This window comes from Kutzneria sp. NPDC051319, from assembly GCF_040682195.1.
Classification (GTDB): Bacteria; Actinomycetota; Actinomycetes; order Mycobacteriales; family Pseudonocardiaceae; genus Kutzneria.
In genome coordinates, this window is the sequence record NZ_JBFBAM010000025.1 from 39,602 (window position 1) to 59,355 (window position 19,754).

The following is a 19,754-nucleotide window of genomic DNA, read 5'->3' on the forward strand; positions in this document are numbered from 1 at the left end:
TCACGCTTCCCGCATCGCGTCGTCCAGGTCCAGGTCGCCCAGGGCCATGCTGATCAGGCTGTCGGTGTCCATGTCGTCGATGGACTCGGTGTCGTCCTCGGTGCCGGCGGCCGCGGCCTGCTCCACCCGCACCCCGGCCAGTTCGAGCAGGCTGTCCATCAGGCCGGAGTCCCGCAGCCGGGCCAGCGGGATCGACTGCAGGACACGGCGGATCTCGTCGTCCCCGCCGCCGTCGGTGACGGTCGTCGCCAACTCCTCCAGGAGGTGGTCGGCGAGCGCCTTCGCGCTCGGGTAGTCGAAGATCAGCGTGGCCGGCAGCTTGAGCCCGGTGACGGTGTTGATCTGGTTGCGGAACTCGACCGCGGACAGCGAGTCGAAGCCGAGTTCGGAGAAGGCACGGTCCGGTTCGATGGCCTCCGGCCCGGCGTGGCCGAGCACGGCGGCGGCTTCCCGACGCACCATATCCAGGACGGTGCTGGCACGATCCTCGATCGGCAGCCCGATCAGCTTGTCCCGCAGCGACCCGGCGACGGCGCCGCCGGCGGCCCGGCGAGTGGGGCGGATCAGTCCGTGGAACACCGGGGGCAGGCGGTCGGCGCCGGCGGCGTTGAGGGCCCGGATGTCGATACGGATCGGTGCCAGCGAGGGCGTCGAGCTGCCGCATGTGGCGTCGAACAGGGCCAAGCCCTCCTCGGTGGACAGCCCGAGCACACCGGACTTCTGCATGCGGGCGGCGTCGGCGTGGTCCCCTCCCATGCCGTCGTCCCAGAGGCCCCAGGCCAGCGACACGGCTGGCAGGCCCTCGCTGTGCCGGAGTTCGGCCAACGCATCCAAGTACGCATTTGCTGCCGCGTAGTTGCCCTGGCCGGGCGTGCCGAGCGTGCCGGCAGCTGAACTGAACAGTACAAAAGCACTCAGATCGAGGTCGCGAGTCAGCTCGTGCAGGTTCCACGCCGCGTCCACCTTGGGCCGGAACACCCTGTCCAGGCGCTCGGGCGTCAGAGCGGAGATCACCCCGTCGTCCAGGACGCCGGCCGCGTGGATGATCGCCCGCAGGTCCTTGGTGATCACCTTCTTCAGCGACTTCCGGTCGGCCGCGTCGCACGCCGCGATCTTGACCTTGGCCCCGAGCTCCGTCAGCTCCTTGGCCAACTCCTTGGCCCCCGGGGCTTCCAGTCCTCGACGGCTGGTCAGCACCAGGTCGGTGACGCCGTGGTTGACCACCAGGTGGCGGGCCAGCTTCGCGCCCAGGCCGCCGGTGCCACCGGTCAGCAACACCTTGCCGTCGAACGGATTCGTCGGCTCCGGCGTCGGCACCTTGGCCAGGCGGGCGGCAAACAGCTGCCCGTCACGCACCCGCAGCTGCGGCTCGCCGGACCCGATGATCTCCGCCAGCTTCTCCAGCGGGGCCCCGGGTTCCAGATCGACGAGCACGATCCGCCCCGGACTCTCCGACCAGGCCGACCGCACGAGACCGGTGACCGCGGCAGCGGCCAGGCTGGCTTCGGCCGACCCGACCCCAGCCATGCCAGCCTCACCCGACTCGATCCCAGCCAGGCCAGCCTCAGCCGACTCAATCCCAGCGGCGCCGTCCCCGGCCGGACCACCTTCCACCGCTCCGGCCGCACCGGCCACGCCGCTGCGGGTCACCACCACCAGCTGCGTGTCCTTCTGGAGCTCGGCCAGCGTGGCGTAGGTGGCCTGGCGGACGTCACCGGTCGGCTCGAACACCTCCCAGCCGGCGGTGTCGGCCGGGGTGGCGGTGATCGACGTCCAGTTCAGGGCGAAGAGCGAATCGTTGGAACGGCTGGCGGCCAGCTGGTCCATGGACATGGCCCGCAGGGCAAGTGTGGTCACGGTGACCACGGCACCGCCGGCCGGGTCGACGGCGTGCAGCTCGACCACGCCTTCGCCGACGGGCTTCACCTTGAGGCGCAAGGCCTTCGCGCCGGTGGCGTGCAGGGCAACACCGCCCCACGAGAAGGGCAGCGCGGCCTGGTCGCCGGTGACACCGGTGAGACTGATGGCATGCAAAGCCGCATCCAGTAGCGCGGGGTGCAGGCCGAAACCGTCGATGTCGACGTCGTCGGGCAACTGAACCTCGGCGTACACCTCGTCGCCGCGCCTGAAGGCGGTGTGCAGGCCCTGGAACACCGGGCCGTAGGCGAGGCCGGCGTCGGCCAGGTTGTCGTACAGGCCGTCGAGGGAGATCGGCTCCGCGTCGGCCGGCGGCCATTCGACCGCGGTGGCGGCCGGGGCGCCGGTGCCGAGGCGGCCGGTGGCGTGCCGGGTCCACGCCTCGTCCTCGTCGGGACGGGAGTAGACGGCGATGCCCCGGTTCTCGTCGACCACGACCTGGATCGCCACGCTGCCGCGTTCCGGCAGCACCAGCGGGGCCTCCAGGGTCAGGTCCTCGACCACGTCACAGCCGATGTGGTCGCCGGCCCGGACCGCGAGCTCCACGAATCCCGTACCGGGGAAGAAAATCGAGCCGCCCACCACGTGATCGGCCAGCCACGGCTGGGTGCTGGCCGACAGCCGCCCGGTGAACACCACTGCCTCGGAACCGGCCAGCGCAACGGCCGCGCCGAGCAGCGGGTGGTCGGCAGTGCTCAGGCCCATCGACGCCGCGTCCCCGCCGCCGTTGAGCTGATCGGCCCGCAGCCAGAACCGCTGGTGCTGGAAGGCGTAGGTCGGCAGGTCGATCCGGCGCGCCCCGGCGAAGAACTTCATCCAGTCCACGGCCACGCCGTTGGCATAAGCCTGCGCGATGCCCGCAACCAACTCCTGCTCTTGTGGCCGCTCACGCCGCTGGGTCGCGATCAGCACGGCGTTGTCCACGGAGTTCGCCGCCATCCCGGTCAGCACGCCGTCCGGCCCGCTCTCGACGAACTTCGTCACGCCCAGCTCGGACAGCTGCCCGACCGCATCCGCGAACCGCACCGCCTCGCGGACGTGGTTGACCCAGTACTCCGGCTCACTCCACTCCCCGCCCCCGGCCGACGTGACCACGACCGGGATCTTCGGCGCGTTGAAGGTCAGGCCGGTGACGACCTCGCGGAACTCATCCAGCATCGGGTCCATCAGCGACGAGTGGAACGCGTGCGACACCTTCAGCCGTGACGTCTTACGCCCCAGCGCCTCGAACTCCGCCTTGATCGCCAGCACGGCCTCTTCGTCGCCGGAGATCACCACCGACTGCGGCCCGTTCACCGCCGCAATGCCCATGCCGTCACGGAGCTGGACCTCGTCCTCGCCGGCCTGCAACGCCACCATCGCACCACCGGCCGGCAGCGCCTGCATGAGCTTGCCGCGAGCGGACACCAGCTTCCGAGCGTCCTCCAGCGAAAGCACACCGGCGACGTGCGCGGCGGCGATCTCGCCCACGGAGTGACCGGCCAGGAAGTCCGGCTTCACCCCCCAAGACTGAACTAAACGGTACAGTGCAACCTCGAACGCGAACAGCGCCGGCTGCGCATTCCCGGTCTGGTTGAGAGCCTCCTGATCGGCGCCCCAGACAATGGCGGCGACCTCCGGATCAATCGCCTCATCCCACGCCGTCGCGAACACCGGGAACCGCTCATACAGCTCACGGCCCATGCCGATCTGCTGCGAGCCCTGGCCGGTGAACAAGAACGCCGTCTTGCCACTTGCGGCCGTGCCGGTGGTGACGCCGGCACCGGAGGTGCCGGAGGAAAGGGCGATCAAGCCCCGGATCAGGTCGTCGCGGTCGGCGCCGACGACGACGCCGCGGTGGTCGAAGGCGGCACGGCTGGTGGTCAGCGAGTAGGCGACGTCCAACGGCTCCAGCGCATCGACCCTGGTCAACAGCCGGCTGGCCTGCTCGCGCAGGGCCTCCCGGGTCTTGCCGGAGACGACCCACGGCACGACGGCCGGGGTGATCTCCCGCGCGGGCTCCGCGGCCGCCGGCGCCTGCTCGATGATCACGTGGGCGTTGGTGCCGGAGATGCCGAAGGACGAAATACCCGCGCGGCGCGGACGATCCACCGCCGGCCACGGCCGCGACTCCGTCAATAGCTCGACGCTGCCGGCGGCCCAATCCACGTGCGGGGTGGGCTCATCCACGTGCAAGGTCTTGGGCAGCACGCCGTTACGCATGGCCATGACCATCTTGATGATCCCGGCAACACCGGCAGCAGCCTGCGTGTGACCCATGTTGGACTTGATCGACCCCAGCCACAACGGCTCATCGCGATCCTGACCATAGGTCGCCAACAAGGCCTGCGCCTCAATGGGATCGCCCAAAGTCGTGCCGGTGCCGTGAGCCTCGACGGCGTCCACATCGGACACTGTCAGGCCAGAGTTGGCCAGTGCCTGGCGGATGACCCGCTGTTGCGCGGGACCATTCGGTGCAGTGAGGCCGTTCGAGGCGCCGTCCTGGTTGATGGCGGAACCGCGGACGATGGCCAGCACCTCGTGTCCATTGCGGACGGCGTCGGAAAGGCGTTCCACCAAGAGCAGACCGACGCCCTCGCCCCAGCCGGTGCCGTTCGTCTGGCCGGCAAAGGACTTGCAACGGCCGTCGGGCGATAGGCCGCGCTGACGGGAGAACTCGACGAACGTCTCGGGCGTGGCCATCACGGTCACGCCGCCGGCCAGGGCCAGCGAGCACTCGCCGGTGCGCAGGGCCTGGATCGCCCAGTGCAGCGCGACCAGCGACGACGAGCACGCGGTGTCGACCGTGACGGCCGGGCCCTCCAGCCCGAACACGTACGAAACCCGGCCGGAGGCAATGGATCCCGTGTTGTTGTTGGTCGCGTAGTCGTGATACATCATGCCGGCGAACACGCCGGTGTCGCTGCCCTTCAGCGTGGCCGGGTCGATGCCGGCCCGCTCGAAGGTCTCCCACGCGGTCTCCAGCAGGAGCCGTTGCTGCGGATCCATGATCAGCGCCTCGTTGGGGCTGATACCGAAGAACCCCGGATCGAACTCGGCCGCGCGGTGCAGGAAGCCGCCCTCACGGGTGTAGGTGCTGCCGGGCCGCTCGCCGCTCGGGTCGAAGATGCGCTCGGTGTCCCAACCACGGTCGGTCGGGAACTCGGAGATGGCATCCACGCCGTCGAACACCAGCCGCCACAGGTCTTCCGGCGACAGCACGCCGCCGGGATAGCGGCAGGCCATGCTCACGATGGCGATGGGCTCGTCGGACGCCGAGGTGGTGGCCACGATCGCCGCACCCGGCCCGTCGCCGCCGAGCACCTCGCCGAGCAGGTACTCAGCCAGCGCCACCGGCGTCGGGTAGTCGAACACCATCGTCGCCGGCAGGCGGATGCCCGCCTCCTCGCTGAGGGCGTTGCGGAACTCCACTGAGGACAGTGAGTCGAAGCCCAGCTCGTTGAACGCCTTCTCCGGCTCGATCGCCTCCGGCCCGGCGTGGCCGAGCACGGCGGCGGCCTCGCGCCGGATCACGTCCAGCACAACGGTCAGCCGCTCCTCCACCGGCACGCCCGCGACCCGCTTCTGCAATGCGCCGGCCGCGGCGGCACCGCCGGCGACACGACGGCTAGCGCGGACCAGGCCGTGGAACACGGGCGGCAGCCGGTCGGCGCCGGCCGCGTTCAGGGCCCGGATGTCCAGGCGGATCGGCACCAGCGCGGCGGCGTCGCTGCCGATGACCGCGTCGAAGAGGGCCAGGCCCTCCTCGGCCGACAGCCCGAGCACGCCGGTCCGCTGCATTCGGGCGGTGTCGACGTGATCGCCCATGCCGTCGTCCCAGAGACCCCAGGCCAGGGACAGGCCCGGCAAACCCTCGGCCCGTCGCTGCTCGGCCAACGCATCCAAGTACGCATTTGCTGCCGCGTAGTTGCCCTGGCCGGGCGCGCCGATCACGCCGGCAGCTGAACTGAACAGTACAAACGCACTCAGATCAAGATCACGGGTCAGCTCATGCAGGTTCCACGCCGCATCGACCTTGGGACGGAACACCCTGTCCAGACGCTCGGGCGTCAGCGCGGAGATCACGCCGTCGTCCAGCACACCGGCCACGTGGATCACGGCCCGCAGGTCGTCGGTGATCACGCCGGCCAGCGAGGCCCGGTCGGCGGCGTCGCAGACCGCGACGGTGACCGTGGCACCGAGCTCGACCAGCTCCGACCGCAGCTCAGCGGCCCCGGGTGCTTCCAGGCCACGCCGGCTGGTCAGGACCAGGTCGGTGACGCCGTGGTTGACCACCAGGTGCCGGGCCAGCTTGGCGCCGAGGCCGCCGGTGCCACCGGTGATGAGCACCTTGCCGTCAAAGGGATTTGTCGACTCGGGCAGCGGCACCCGGGCCAGGCGCGGGGACTCCAGCTTGCCGTCGCGACGCCGGAGTTGCGGCTCACCTGCGCCGATCACCTGCGGCAGCACGGTGTTCACGTCGACACCGGGCTCCAGGTCGACCAGCACGAACGGCTCAGGGTTCTCCGACTGCGCCGAACGGACCAGTCCGGCCACCGCCGCGCCGACCAGGCCGCCGCGGGTGACGATCACCAGCGGCTCGCCGGTCTGGAGTTCGGCAAGCGTCGAGTAGGTGGCCTCGCGGACGTCTCCCGACGGCTCGAAGACGCGGAAGCCCTCCACGGCAACGGGATTGGCGGTGATCGACGTCCAGGTGACGCCGAACAGCGAGTCTGCGGTGCGGCGCGCCCCGACCTGCTCGACCGCGACCGGCCGCAGCATCAGGGAGCCGACCGACACCACCGCAGCGCCGGCCGGGTCGGCGGCGCGCAGCGTGACCACGCCGTCGCCGGTCGGCTTGACGTGCACGCGGAGCGCGGACGCCCCGGTGGCGTGCAGGGCGACGCCGGCCCAGGCGAAGGGCAGCGCGGCCTGCTCGCCGACGATGCCGGTGAGGCCGATGGCGTGCAGGGCCGAGTCGAGCAGCGCGGGGTGCACGCCGTAGCCGGTGACGTCGGTGCCAGCGGGCAACTGAACCTCGGCGTACACCTCGTCGCCGCTCTTCCAGGCGTTGTGCAGGCCCTGGAAGGTGGGGCCGTAGTTGAGGCCGGCGCCGGCGAGGTTGTCGTAGAGGCCGTCCAGGTCAATGGGTTCCGCGCCGGCCGGTGGCCACGCCGCCAGGTCGAACGTCGAGACCGGGGCCTTGCCGACGGCGGCGGTGGCGTGCTTGGTCCACGAGCTGTCGTCGTCGCCACGCGAGTACACGGTGACCTGGCCGTTGTCGACCACGAGCTGGAGCGCGACGCCGCCCAGCGGGGGCAGGACGAGCGGGGCCTCCAGGGTGAGATCCTCGATGACATCGCAGCCGACCTGGTCGGCCGCGCGCAGCACGAGCTCGACGATTCCGGTGCCGGGGAACAGGATCGTGTCACCGACGGCGTGATCACCCAGCCAGGACTGGGATCCGACGGCCAGGCGGCCGGTGAACACGAGGCCGTCCGACTCCGGCGAGCCGAGGATCGCGCCGAGCAGCGGGTGCTCGGCCGACTCCAGGCCGGCCGACAGCACGTCGCCGAGCCCGGAAGCGGCCCCGGCCCAGGCTTCCTTCATGTAGTTGGTGGTGCTGATCCAGAACGCCTGGTGCTGGAACGGGTAGGTCGGCAGCTCGACCCGCCGCGCACCGGCGCCCTCGAAGAACTTCGTCCAGTTGACGGGCACGCCGTTGGCGAATGCCTGCGCCACACCGGAAACCAGCTCGCGCTCCTGGTCCCGGTCGCGCCGCTGGGTCGCCACGAACGCCGCGTCCTCGACGGAGTCGGCACCCATGCCGGTCAGCACGCCGTCCGGTCCGACCTCCACGAACTTGGTCGCGCCCTGTTCGTGCAGCGACGTGATGGCGTCCGCGAACCGCACGGCCGCCCGAACGTGGTTGACCCAGTACTCCGGCTGCGTCCAGTCGCCGCCGCCGGCCGAGGTGATGACCGCCGGGATCTTCGGCTCGGCGAACTCCAGACCAGCGACAACGGTCCGGAACTCATCCAGCATCGGCTCCATGAGCGGCGAATGGAACGCATGTGACACCTTCAGCCGCGAGGTCTTGCGGCCCAACGCCTCGAACTCGGCCTGGACCGCCAGCACGGCCGCTTCGTCACCAGAAATCACGACCGACTGCCGGCCGTTGACCGCCGCGATACCCATGCCTTCGCGCAGGGTGATCTCGTCCTCGGTGGCCTGCAGAGCCACCATCGCACCGCCGGCCGGCAGCGCCTGCATCAGGCGACCACGGGCGCTGACCAGCTTCTTCGCGTCGTCCAGCGACAGCACACCGGCGACGTGCGCGGCGGCGATCTCACCGACCGAGTGACCGGTCACGAAGTCCGGCTTCACGCCCCACGATTCGAGGAGCCGGTACAGCGCGACCTCGAAGGCGAACAGGGCGGGCTGTGCGTTGCCGGTCTGGTTCAGTAGATCCTGGTCTGAGCCCCAGACGACGGCATTGAGGTCGGCGTCGATCGCCGCGTCCCACGCCTGGGCGAACACCGGGAACGCCTTGTGCAGCTCGCGACCCATGCCTATGCGCTGCGAACCCTGGCCGGTGAACAGAAAGGCCGTCGCGCCAGTTGCCCTTGCCACGGAACGGTTCCGACCGGCGGCGATGGCGTCCAGCCCGCTGTCGAGCGCGTCGCTGAGGGCCACGGCCCGGTGCTCGAAGGCGACCCGATCCGTGAGCAGCGTGTATGCCAGGTCCAGCGGGGAAACGTCCACTGCGGACAGTTGAGCCGCCTGCGCCGCCAAAGCCTCGGGGGTCTTGCCGGAGACGATCACCGGGACGATCCGTGCCGTCTCCGTGCGCTCGACCGGGGCGGCCTCGGGCACCTGCTCGATGATCACGTGCGAGTTGGTGCCGGAGATGCCGAACGAAGAGATACCCGCCCGGCGTGGGCGATCCACCGCCGGCCACGGGCGAGACTCGGTGATCAGCTGCACATTGCCGGCGGTCCAGTCCACGTGCGGGGTCGGCTCGTCGACGTGCAAAGTCTTGGGCAGCACACCGTTCTGCATCGCCATGACCATCTTGATGATCCCGGCGACACCGGCAGCGGCCTGCGTGTGACCCATGTTGGACTTGATCGACCCCAGCCACAACGGCTCGTCCCGATCCTGACCATAGGTCGCCAACAGCGCCTGAGCCTCGATCGGGTCACCCAGGGTCGTGCCGGTGCCGTGCGCCTCGACAGCGTCCACATCGGACACCGCGAGACCGGCAGAAGCCAGCGCCTGACGGATAACCCGGCGCTGCGAAGGCCCGTTGGGGGCGGTCAGGCCGTTGGAAGTGCCGTCCTGGTTCACGGCCGAGCCGCGAACAATGGCGTGGACCGGGAGGCCCCTACGCTTGGCCTCGGAGAGGCGGGTCACCAGCAGCATGCCGACGCCCTCACCCCAGCTGGTGCCATCCGTGGCGCCGGCAAAGGACTTCGCTCGGCCGTCGTGGGCCAGGCCCTTCTGCCGCGAGAACTCCACGAACAGCTCCGGCGTCGCCATGACCGCGACACCGCCGGCCAGCGCCAGGGTGCACTCCCCCGACCGCAGCGCCTGCATGGCCAGGTGCAGAGCCACCAACGACGAAGAGCAGGCGGTGTCGATGGTGACGGCCGGCCCCTCCAGACCGAACACATAGGACACTCGGCCGGAGGCGATGGCGCCGGTGCTGCTGTTGGCGGCGTAGTCGTGGTACATCATGCCGGCGAACACGCCGGTGTCGCTGCCCTTCAACGTCGCCGGGTCGATACCGGCCCGCTCGAACGTCTCCCAGGTGGCCTCCAGCAGCAAACGCTGTTGCGGGTCCATCATCAGCGCCTCGTTGGGGCTGATGCCGAAGAAGGCCGGGTCGAACTCGGCGGCCTCGTGCAGGAAGCCGCCCTGGTTGGTGTAGCTGGTGGCCGGCCGCTCGTTCGCCGGGTCGAACAGCGCGGCCGTGTCCCAGCCGCGGTCCTCGGGGAACGGCGTGATCGCGTCCACGCCGTCCGCCACCAGTCGCCACAGCTGCTCAGGCGTGGAAACCCCGCCGGGGTAACGACAAGCCATGGACACGATGACGATCGGATCGTCCGAAGTGGACGCGGTCGACACAGGCGCGACGATCTTGGCGTCCTCGCCGCTGCCCGAGACCTCGTCCAGCAGGTAGCGGGCCAGCACGATCGGCGTCGGGTAGTCGAACACCAGGGTCGCCGGCAGCCGCAGTCCGGTCTCGGTGTTCAGGGTGTTGCGCAGGTCGACCGCGGCCAGCGAGTCGAAGCCCAGGTCGCGGAAGGCCCGCTCGGGCTCGACGGCCTTGGCCGAGCTGAAGCCCAGCACGGCCGCGACCTTGGTCAGCACGAGGTTGAGGACCGTGCTCTCCCACTCCTCGGCCGGCAGCGCGGCCAGCAGTCGCCGCAGCGCGCCGGATTCCGCCTTCGCACCAGCGGAACGCCTGCGCGCCAACGGAACGAGCGTGCGGAACAGCGGCGGCAGTTCTTCGCCCCGGGCCTTCAGCGCAGATAGGTCCAGGTGCACGGGGACCACGGCGCCACGATCGACAGCCAGTGCGGCGTCGAACAGCTCCAGGCCCTCATCCTTGCCCAGCGCGACCAGGCCGCCGGCCGAGATGCGGGACCGGTTGGCGTCGTCGATGGTGTCGGTCATGTCGCTGGAGTCGGCCCACAGGCCCCACGCCAGCGACAGGCCCGGCAGACCCTCGGCCCGCCGCTGCTCGGCCAACGCATCCAAGTACGCATTCGCTGCCGCGTAGTTGCCCTGGCCGGGCGCGCCGATCACGCCGGCAGCTGAACTGAACAGTACAAATGCCGAGAGGTCGCGGTCGCGGGTCAGCTCGTGCAGGTTCCAGGCCGCGTCGACCTTGGGGCGGAACACCGTGGCCAGGCGCTCGGGCGTCAGTGTGGAGATCACGCCGTCGTCCAGCACACCGGCGACGTGTACCACCGCGTTCAGGTCGGGGATGTCGGCCAGCAGCGCGGCCAGCGCGTCCCGGTCGGCCACGTCGCAGGCGGCAAAGGTGACCACATCACCCAGCTCCGCCTTGAGCTCGGCCGCACCGGGGGCGTCGGTACCGCGGCGGCTGGTGATCAGCAGCTTGCTCACGCCGTGCTCGTTGACGAGGTGCCGGGCGAACAGCACACCCAGGCCGCCTGTGCCGCCGGTGAGCAGCACCGTGCCCTCGCCGAACGGCGTCGCCGGCTCGTCCGGTGTGACGCGGGTCAGTCGGGCGCCCTGAATGACGCCGTCACGCACGATGACCTGCGGTTCGCCGGATCCGATCACGTCCGGCAGCACGGAGCCGACATCGACGCCGGGCTCCAGATCGATCAGCACGTACCGGTCGGGGTTCTCCGACTGCGCCGACCGCACCAGGCCGCGCACGGCCGCGCCGACCAGGTCGCCGCGAGTCACCACGGCCAGCACCGGGGCTTCGCTGGTCTGGAGCTTGGCCAGGGTCTCGGCCGCCGCACCAAGGGCGGAGTTCGTAGCGGGCTCGAACACCTCGACGTCGCTGATGTCGGCGGGCGTGGTCGGGATCGGCGACCACGTGACACCGAACAGGGACTCGGCGGAATTCGACGCGCTGAGTTGGTCGACCGCGACCGGCCGCAACATCAGGGAGCCGACGGACACGACCGCCGCACCGCCGGCGTCGGCCGCCTGCAACGAGATCGTGCCTTCGCCCACCGGCTTGACCCTGACCCGCAGCGCGGACGCGCCGGCGGCCAGCAGCGTGACGTCGGACCAGGAGAACGGCAGCGCCGCCTGGTCGCCGACCACGCCGGTCATCGGCACCACGTGCAGGGCCGCGTCCAACAGGGCCGGGTGCAGGCCGAACTGCTCGGCGTCGGCTCCCGCCGGCAACTGAACCTCGGCGTACACCTCGTCGCCGACCCGCCAGGCCGCCTTGAGGCCCTGGAACGTCGGGCCGTAGTTCATGCCGGCCTCGGCCAGGCCCGCGTACGTGCCGGTGACGTCGATGGCCTCCGCGCCGCGCGGCGGCCATTCGGTCAGATCGAACGAGGCGGAGGCCGTGCCGAGCACACCGGACGCATGCCGGGTCCAGGCCAGGTCGTCGTCGCCACGGGAGTAAACGCTGACTTGCCGCCGGCCGTCCTCGGGGCCACCGACCACGACCTGCACCGCGACGCCGCCACGCTCGGGCAGGATCAGCGGGGCCTCGATGGTCAGCTCCTCGACCGCGTCGCAGCCGACCTGGTCGCCCGCGCGCAGGGTGAGCTCGACGAACCCAGTGCCGGGGAACAGGATCGCGGTGCCGATCACGTGATCGGCCAGCCACGCCTGGTTTCCGGACGAGAGGCGACCGGTCAGCACGACGCCGTCGGAGTCGGCGAGGGTGACGGTGGCCCCGAGCAACGGGTGGTCCGCCGCGCCGAGGCCCATGGCGGTGGGATCGCTGCCGACCACGCCGTCGCCACGCAGCCAGAACCGCTCGTTCTGGAACGCGTAGGTCGGCAGGTCGATGCGACGAGCGCCGTGGCCGCCGAAGAACGCCTCCCAGTCGGCCGACAGGCCGGAGACGTACAGGGCGCCGATCGCCGCGATGATCGCGGAGGCTTCGTCGCGGCCCTTGCGCAGCGCGGGAATCAGGGTGGCGTTGTCGACCGACGCCTGGGCCATGCCGGTCAGCACACCCTCGGGGCCGATCTCCAGGAACCGTCCGACGCCTTGAGCCGCAAGGTTCTTGACCGCGTCGGCGAAGCGGACGGCCTCGCGCACATGCTTGACCCAGTACTCCGGCTCGGTCCACTGCCCGCCACCGGCCGAGGTGGTCACGACCGGGACCTTCGGCTCGGCGAACTCCAGACCAGCGACGACGGCCTGGAACTCGTCCAGCATCGGATCCATCAGCGCCGAGTGGAACGCGTGCGACACCTTGAGCCTGGTGGTCTTGCGGCCCTTGACCTCGAACTCCGCCTTGATGGCCAGGCAGGCGGCCTCGTCGCCGGAGATCACCACCGACTGCGGGCCGTTCACCGCCGCGATGCCCACCCCGTCGACCAGCGTGATCTCGTCCTCGGTGGCCTGCAACGCCACCATCGCGCCGCCGGCCGGCAGCGCCTGCATGAGCCGACCGCGAGCCGACACCAGCTTGCGGGCGTCCTCCAGCGACAGCACACCGGCCACGTGGGCCGCCGCGATCTCGCCCACCGAGTGACCAGCGACAAAGTCCGGCTTGATGCCCCAGGACTCGAACAGCCGGTACAGCGCGACCTCGAACGCGAACAGGGCCGGCTGCGCGTTGCCGGTCTGGTTCAGAAGGTCCTGGTCAGCACCCCAGACGACGGCGTTGAGGTCGGCGTCGATCGCCGCGTCCCACGCCTGGGCGAACACCGGGAACGCCTTGTGCAGCTCGCGACCCATGCCTATGCGCTGCGAACCCTGGCCGGTGAACAGGAATGCCGTCGGCACGTCCGCGGCCACGCCGCGAAGTGTCAACTCCGACAGGCCTTCCAGAGCCTCCTCGCGGTTGCCGGCGACCACCGCCGCACGATGCTCCAGGGCGGCGCGGGAAGTGACAAGCGAGTAGGCGATGTCCAGGAGGTCATCCTCCACATTGGACACTCGCGCGGCCTGAGCGGCCAACGACTCGGCGCTGCGACCGGCCACCAACAACGGCAGCGGCACAGCAGCCGGCCACGGCGTGACGGGCTCGGCCGCCTCGACGGCCTCGACCGCCGGCGGCTCCTCGATGATGATGTGCGCATTGGTGCCGCTGACGCCGAAGGACGAGATACCGGCCCGCCGGGGCTGGTCGGACGTCGGCCACGGCCGGGATTCGGTCAGCAGCTTGACGTTGCCGGCGGTCCAGTCCACGTGCGTGGAGGGGTTCTCGGCGTGCAGGGTCTTGGGCAGCACGCCGTGCCGCATCGCCATGACCATCTTGATGATGCCGGAAACACCGGCCGCTGCCTGGGCGTGGCCGATGTTGGACTTGATGGACCCGAGCCACAGTGGACGGTCCTCGGGCCGGCCCTGACCGTAGGTGGCCAGAAGTGCCTGCGCCTCAATGGGGTCGCCCAGGGTGGTGCCGGTGCCGTGGCCCTCGATGAGGTCGATCTGCGACGCCTTGATCTGCGCGTTGGCCAGCGCCTCGCGGATCACCCGTTGCTGGGCCCGGCCGTTGGGCGCGGTCAGGCCGTTGGAGGCGCCGTCCTGGTTGATCGCCGAACCGCGAACCACCGCCAGGACGGGGTGTCCGTTGCGCTGGGCATCGGAAAGGCGCTCCAGCAACAGCATGCCGGCGCCCTCGGACCATCCGGTGCCGGCGGCCTCGTCGGAGAAGGCGCGGCAGCGGCCGTCGAACGCGAGACCCTTCTGCTTGCTGAAGGCGATGAACGGGCCGGGCGTGGCCATCACCATTACGCCGCCGGCCAGGGCCATCGTGCACTCACGCTTGCGAAGTGCCTGCGCCGCAAGGTGAAGGGCCACCAGCGAGGAGGAGCATGCGGTGTCGATGGTGACCGCCGGACCCTCAAGACCCAGCGTGTACGAGATGCGGCCGGAGATCACCGCGGCGGCGTTGGCCGTGGTCAGGAACGCCTCAGCGATCTCTGGCTGCTGCGCCAGCACGTACTCGTAGTCCTGCACGCCGGAACCGGCGAACACACCCACCGGCTCACCGCGCACGGCATGCGGGTTGATACCCGCGCGCTCGAAGGCCTCCCACGACACCTGGAGCATGAGCCGCTGCTGCGGGTCCATGGCCAGCGCCTCGCGCGGCGAGATGCCGAAGAAGCCCGGGTCGAAGTCGCCGGCGTCGTGCACGAAACCGCCGCTGCTGACATAGCTGGAGCCGGTGTCCGAGCCGCCGCTCAGCGCGTCCAGGTCCCAGCCGCGGTCGGTCGGGAACGGGGTGATCGCGTCGACGCCGTCGGCGACCAGCCGCCACAGCTCCTCGGGGGAGGAAACCCCACCAGGGTATCGGCAGCTCATCGCCACGATGGCGATCGGGTCCTGCTCCTCGGTCTCCACCTCGTGCAGCCGCCTGCGCGTCTGGTGGAGCTCCGCGGTCACCTTCTTGAGGTAGTCGAGGAGTTTCTCGTCGTTCGCCATCCCAGCCTCACGCGTCCTTCAAGTGGGTCACCGCACGGTCAGGCAAGACCGAGTTCCTTGTCGATGAAGTCGAAAACGTCGTCGGCGCTGGCGTCGTCCAACGCGACGTTCTCCTTGCCGTCGCCCAACATCTCGCCGATCCGGCCGATGAGCGTCTGCAGCCGGGAAGTGATGCGGTTGCGTTCGAGGTCCTCGGCCGACAGCGCCAGCACGGTCTCCTCCAGCCGGTCCAGGTCGGCCAGCACCGGCAGCACGCCGCCGGCGCTCTCGCCCAGCAGCGACTTGAGATGGCTGGCCACCGCGGAGGTGGACGTGTACTCGAAGACCAAAGTGGACGGCAGCTTCAGGCCCGTTGCCGTGCCGAGTCGATTGCGCAGGTCGACCGCGCTGACCGAGTCGAAGCCCAGCCCCTCGAACGGCCGGCTCGGGTCCAGTGTGGACGGATCGTCGTACCCGAGCACGGCGGCGACGTGGCTGCGCACCAGGTCCAGCACCGCACGGCCGCGCTCGGCGTCGGACAGGCCGGCCAGCTTGGCGGCGAACGCCGACTCGCCGGCGGCCTCCTCTCCAGCGTCGAGGACCTCGCGGACGTCCGGCAGCGCGTCGAGCAACGGCCGCGGGCGGGACATGGTGAAGGTGGGCACGAACTTGGCCCAGTCGAAGTCGGCGATGACGATGTGCGCGTCGGCGTTGTCGAGAGCCTGCTGCATGGCGTTGATGGCCTGCTTCGGCGGCATCGCCGGGGCGCCCATGCGCCGCATGAAGGCGACCATCTCCTCGTCGACCATGCCGCTTTCCCAAGAGCTCCAGGCGATCGAGGTGGCCGTGCGGCCCCGGGCAATGCGCTGGTGGGCCAGGGCGTCGAGGTGGGCGTTGGCCGTGCCGTAGCCGGACTGGCCGCTGCTGCCCCAGATCGCGGAGCCGGAGGAGAAGAGCACGAAGGCGTCGAGCTCGCGATCCCCGAGCAGCTCGTCGAGGTGCGCGGCGCCGAGGACCTTGGCCCGCCCGACCTCCGCGAACTCGTCCAGCGTGATCTCCTCAACCGACGCGATTCGTTGCGACACACCGGCCGCGTGCACGACCGTGGTCAGATTCGGGATGCCGTCGAGGAGTTCGCGCACGGCCTCGCGGTCGGCGACATCGCAGGCGACGACGCTGACCTCGGCACCGAGCTCCTTCAGCTCGGCTTCCAGCTCGCTGACGCCCTCGGCGGCGCTGCCCCGACGGCTGGTCAGGACCAGGTGTTCGGCGCCGTTGCCGGCGAGCCAGCGGGCGACATGGGCACCGAGGCCGCCGGTGCCGCCGGTGATCAGCGTTGCGCCACGCGGCTTCCACGACCGCTTGGGCGCGGATCCGTTCAGGCCGGCACGAACCATGCGGCGGGCGAAGCGACCGTTGGCGCGTAAAGCGATTTGGTCCTCGTCGTCGATGCCGGACAGGGCGCCGAGCAGGCGCCGCACGGTCGTCTCGTCGACACTCTCGATGTCGATCATGCCGCCGAAGGTGTCGGCGTGCTCCAGCGCGAGGACGCCGCCGAGGCCCCACAGCGAACCCTGAGTGGCGCTGGTCAGCTCGGCGCTGTCGGCCACGGCGACACCGCCGGCCGTGACGCACCACAGCTTTCCGGTGACACCGGCGTCGGCCAGGGCCTGGGCGAGGGCGACGGTCGCGGCGCCGCCGGTGGACATCGCCGGGTAGAGCGGGTGCGGTGTGTCGTCCAGCGCCAGCAGCGAGAGCACGCCGGCCGGGGCGTGGCTGCCGAGCTGGGTGACGAGGCCGGCGCGGTCGGCGTCGGCGAACTCGAGGATCTCGACGTCGGTCGCGGCGGCAACGGCCCTGGTCAGCTCGTGGTCCTTGAAACCCTGGGGCACCACGACGAGCCAGGTGCCGAGCAGGGATTCGGCCTGCATGTCCTCGACCGGCAGCCAGCTCACCTTGTAGCGCCAGGAATCCACCATGGCCTGGTCGCGATACTGCCTGCGCCACGCGGACATCGCCGGCAGCACCTCGCCGAGCACGCCCGGCTGGAGCTCCAGCCGATCGGCCAGGTCAGCGAGGTCCTCGCGCTCGACAGCGTCCCAGAAGGCGGCGTCGATCGGGTCGGCCGAGGCGACCAGGGCTTCCTTGTCACGCCAGTAGAACTGGTGCTGGAAGGCGTAGGTCGGCAGGTCGATCCGCCGCGCTTCGCGACCCTCGAAGAACTTGGCCCAGTCCACGGTCACGCCGTGGGCAAACGCTTGCGCCAGGCCGGAAACCAGCTCGCGCTCCTCGGGCTTGTCGCGCCGCTGGAGGGCCGTGAAGGCCGCGTCCTCCAGGCAGTTCGAGCCCATGCCGGTCAGCACGCCGTCGGGGCCGATCTCCACGAACTTGGTCACGCCCTGGGCCCTGAGCCCGGTCACCGCGTCGGCGAACCGGACGGCCGCCCGCACGTGGTCGACCCAGTACTCCGGCTCGGTCCACTGCCCGCCGCCGGCCGAGGTGGTCACCACACCCAGGGACGGTTCGGTGAAGGTCAGACCCTCGACGACCTTGCGGAACTCGTCCAGCATCGGCTCCATCAGGGCCGAGTGGAACGCGTGCGAGACCTTGAGCCGGGTGGTCTTGCGGCCCCGCGCCTCGAAGTCCGCCTTGATCGCGAGACACGCGGCCTCGTCACCGGAGATCACCACCGACTGCGGGCCGTTGACCGCCGCGATGCTCACGCCGTCCGGCAGCTCGATCTCGTCCTCGGACGCCTGGATCGCCACCATCGCGCCGCCGGCCGGCAGGGCCTGCATCAGCTTGCCGCGGGCGTTGACCAGCTTCCGGGCGTCCTCCAGGGACAGCACGCCGGCCACGTGGGCCGCCGCGATCTCGCCGACCGAGTGGCCGGCCACGAAGTCGGGCTGCACACCCCAGGACTGAACTAAACGGTACAGTGCAACTTCGAACGCGAACAGCGCCGGCTGCGCGGCGCCGGTGCGGTTCAGAACGTCCTGGTCAGCACCCCAGACCTGTGCGGACAGGTCGGCGTCGACCGCTTGGTCCCAAGCCGCCGCAAAGACCGGAAAAGCCGCATGCAGCTCGCGGCCCATGCCGATCCGCTGCGACCCCTGCCCGGTGAACAGAAAGGCAGTCTTGCCGGCCAGGGCGGCGCCGGTCACCACTCCCGCGCCCGGTGTGCCGTCGGCGATGGACTTGAGACCGCGGATGAAGTCGTCCTGCTCGACGCCGATGACCGCGGCCCGCTGGTCGAACGCGGTACGCCCGGTGGCCAGCGAAAACGCCGCGTCGACCGGCTCGGCAACCTCCACATCGGACAGACGCGAAGCTTGGTCCGCCAACGCCTGCGCGGTGCGGCCGGAGATCAGCCACGGCACCACCCGACGTTCGACGGTCCGCGCCGGCACCTCGGCCACCGGCGCCTCTTCGATGATCACGTGCGCGTTGGTGCCACTGAGGCCGAACGACGAGATGCCGGCCCGGCGCGGCTCGCCGGTCTCCGGCCAGGGCTTGGTCTCGGCCAGCAGCTCGATGTTGCCGGCGGTCCAGTCCACCTGCGGCGTCGGCTCGTCCAGGTGCAGCAGCTTCGGCATGACGCCGTGCCGCATCGCCATGACCATCTTGATGATGCCGGACACGCCGGCCGCCGCCTGGGCGTGGCCGATGTTGGACTTGATCGAGCCGAGCCAGAGCGGCCGCTCGCGGTCTTTCCCGTACGTGGCCAGCAAAGCCTGCGCCTCGATCGGGTCGCCCAGCGTGGTGCCGGTGCCGTGCGCCTCGACGACGTCGACCTGGGCGGCGGAAAGCTGCGCGGCGGCCAGCGCCGCCTCGATCACCCGCCGCTGCGACGGGCCGTTGGGCGCGGACAGGCCGTTGGAGGCGCCGTCCTGGTTGACCGCGCTCCCCCGGACGACCGCGAGGATCGGGTGACCGTTGCGCTGGGCGTCGGAAAGCCTCTCCACCAACAACATGCCGATGCCTTCGCCCCAGCCGGTGCCGTCGGCCGCGGCGGCGAAGGACTTGCAGCGGCCGTCGGCGGCCAGGCCGCGCTGCTCGCTGAAGCCGACGAAGGAGTCCGGTGTGGACATGACGGTCACGCCGCCGGCCAGCGCCAGCTCGCATTCCCCGTTGCGCAGGGCCTGCATCGCCCAGTGCAGCGCGACCAGCGACGACGAGCACGCGGTGTCGACAGTGACCGCCGGCCCCTCCAGGCCCAGCGTGTAGGCGACACGGCCGGAGACGACGCTGGCCAGGCTGCCGACGCCGCCGCCGGGCCAGTAGTCGTGGTAGGCGACGCCGGCGAACACGCCGGTGCGGCTGCCTTTCAGCGTGGTCGGATCTATACCGGCACGTTCAAGTGCCTCCCACACCAGCTCCAGCAGCAGCCGCTGCTGGGGGTCGGTCTCCTTGGCCTCGCGCGGGCTGATCCGGAAGAAGTCGGCGTCGAACTGGCCGGCGTCGTGCAGGAAGCCGCCCTCGCGCGAATACGTCTTGCCCGGCGTGCCCGGCTCCGGGTCGTACAGGCCCTCGACGTCCCAACCACGGTTGGTGGGCAGCATGCTGATGCCGTCGCCGCCGGAGGCGACCAGCTCCCATAGGCCCTCCGGCGTGGTGACGTCCCCGGGATAACGGCAGCTCATGGCCACGATGGCGATCGGCTCGTGCTGCCTGGCCTCGGCCTCGCGGAGCTGGCGGCGCACCTGCTGCAGTTCCGAGGTGGCCCGCTTGAGGTAGTCGCGGAGCTTGTCGTCGGTGCTCATCAA

General features: G+C 70.5%; 2 protein-coding genes. Both read right to left on the minus strand.

Annotated features, from left to right (window positions below):
• Positions 1–15,009 (minus strand): type I polyketide synthase, encoded by a 15,009-nt coding sequence (locus tag AB0M73_RS24490; protein ID WP_363894407.1) that lies wholly within the window; start codon positions 15,007–15,009, stop codon positions 1–3.
• Between the two features lie 38 nt (positions 15,010–15,047).
• The gene (locus AB0M73_RS24495; RefSeq protein WP_363894409.1) at positions 15,048–19,751 is read right to left on the minus strand and encodes a type I polyketide synthase; all 4,704 of its coding nucleotides are present in this window, start codon (positions 19,749–19,751) and stop codon (positions 15,048–15,050) included.
• Positions 19,752–19,754 lie beyond the last annotated feature (3 nt).

Bases quoted from the DNA above. Each gene is read 5' to 3' on its own strand.
- AB0M73_RS24495 (WP_363894409.1), bottom strand. From the start codon at position 19,751: ATGAGCACCGACGACAAGCTCCGCGACTACCTCAAGCGGGCCACCTCG.
- AB0M73_RS24490 (WP_363894407.1), bottom strand. From the start codon at position 15,009: ATGGCGAACGACGAGAAACTCCTCGACTACCTCAAGAAGGTGACCGCG.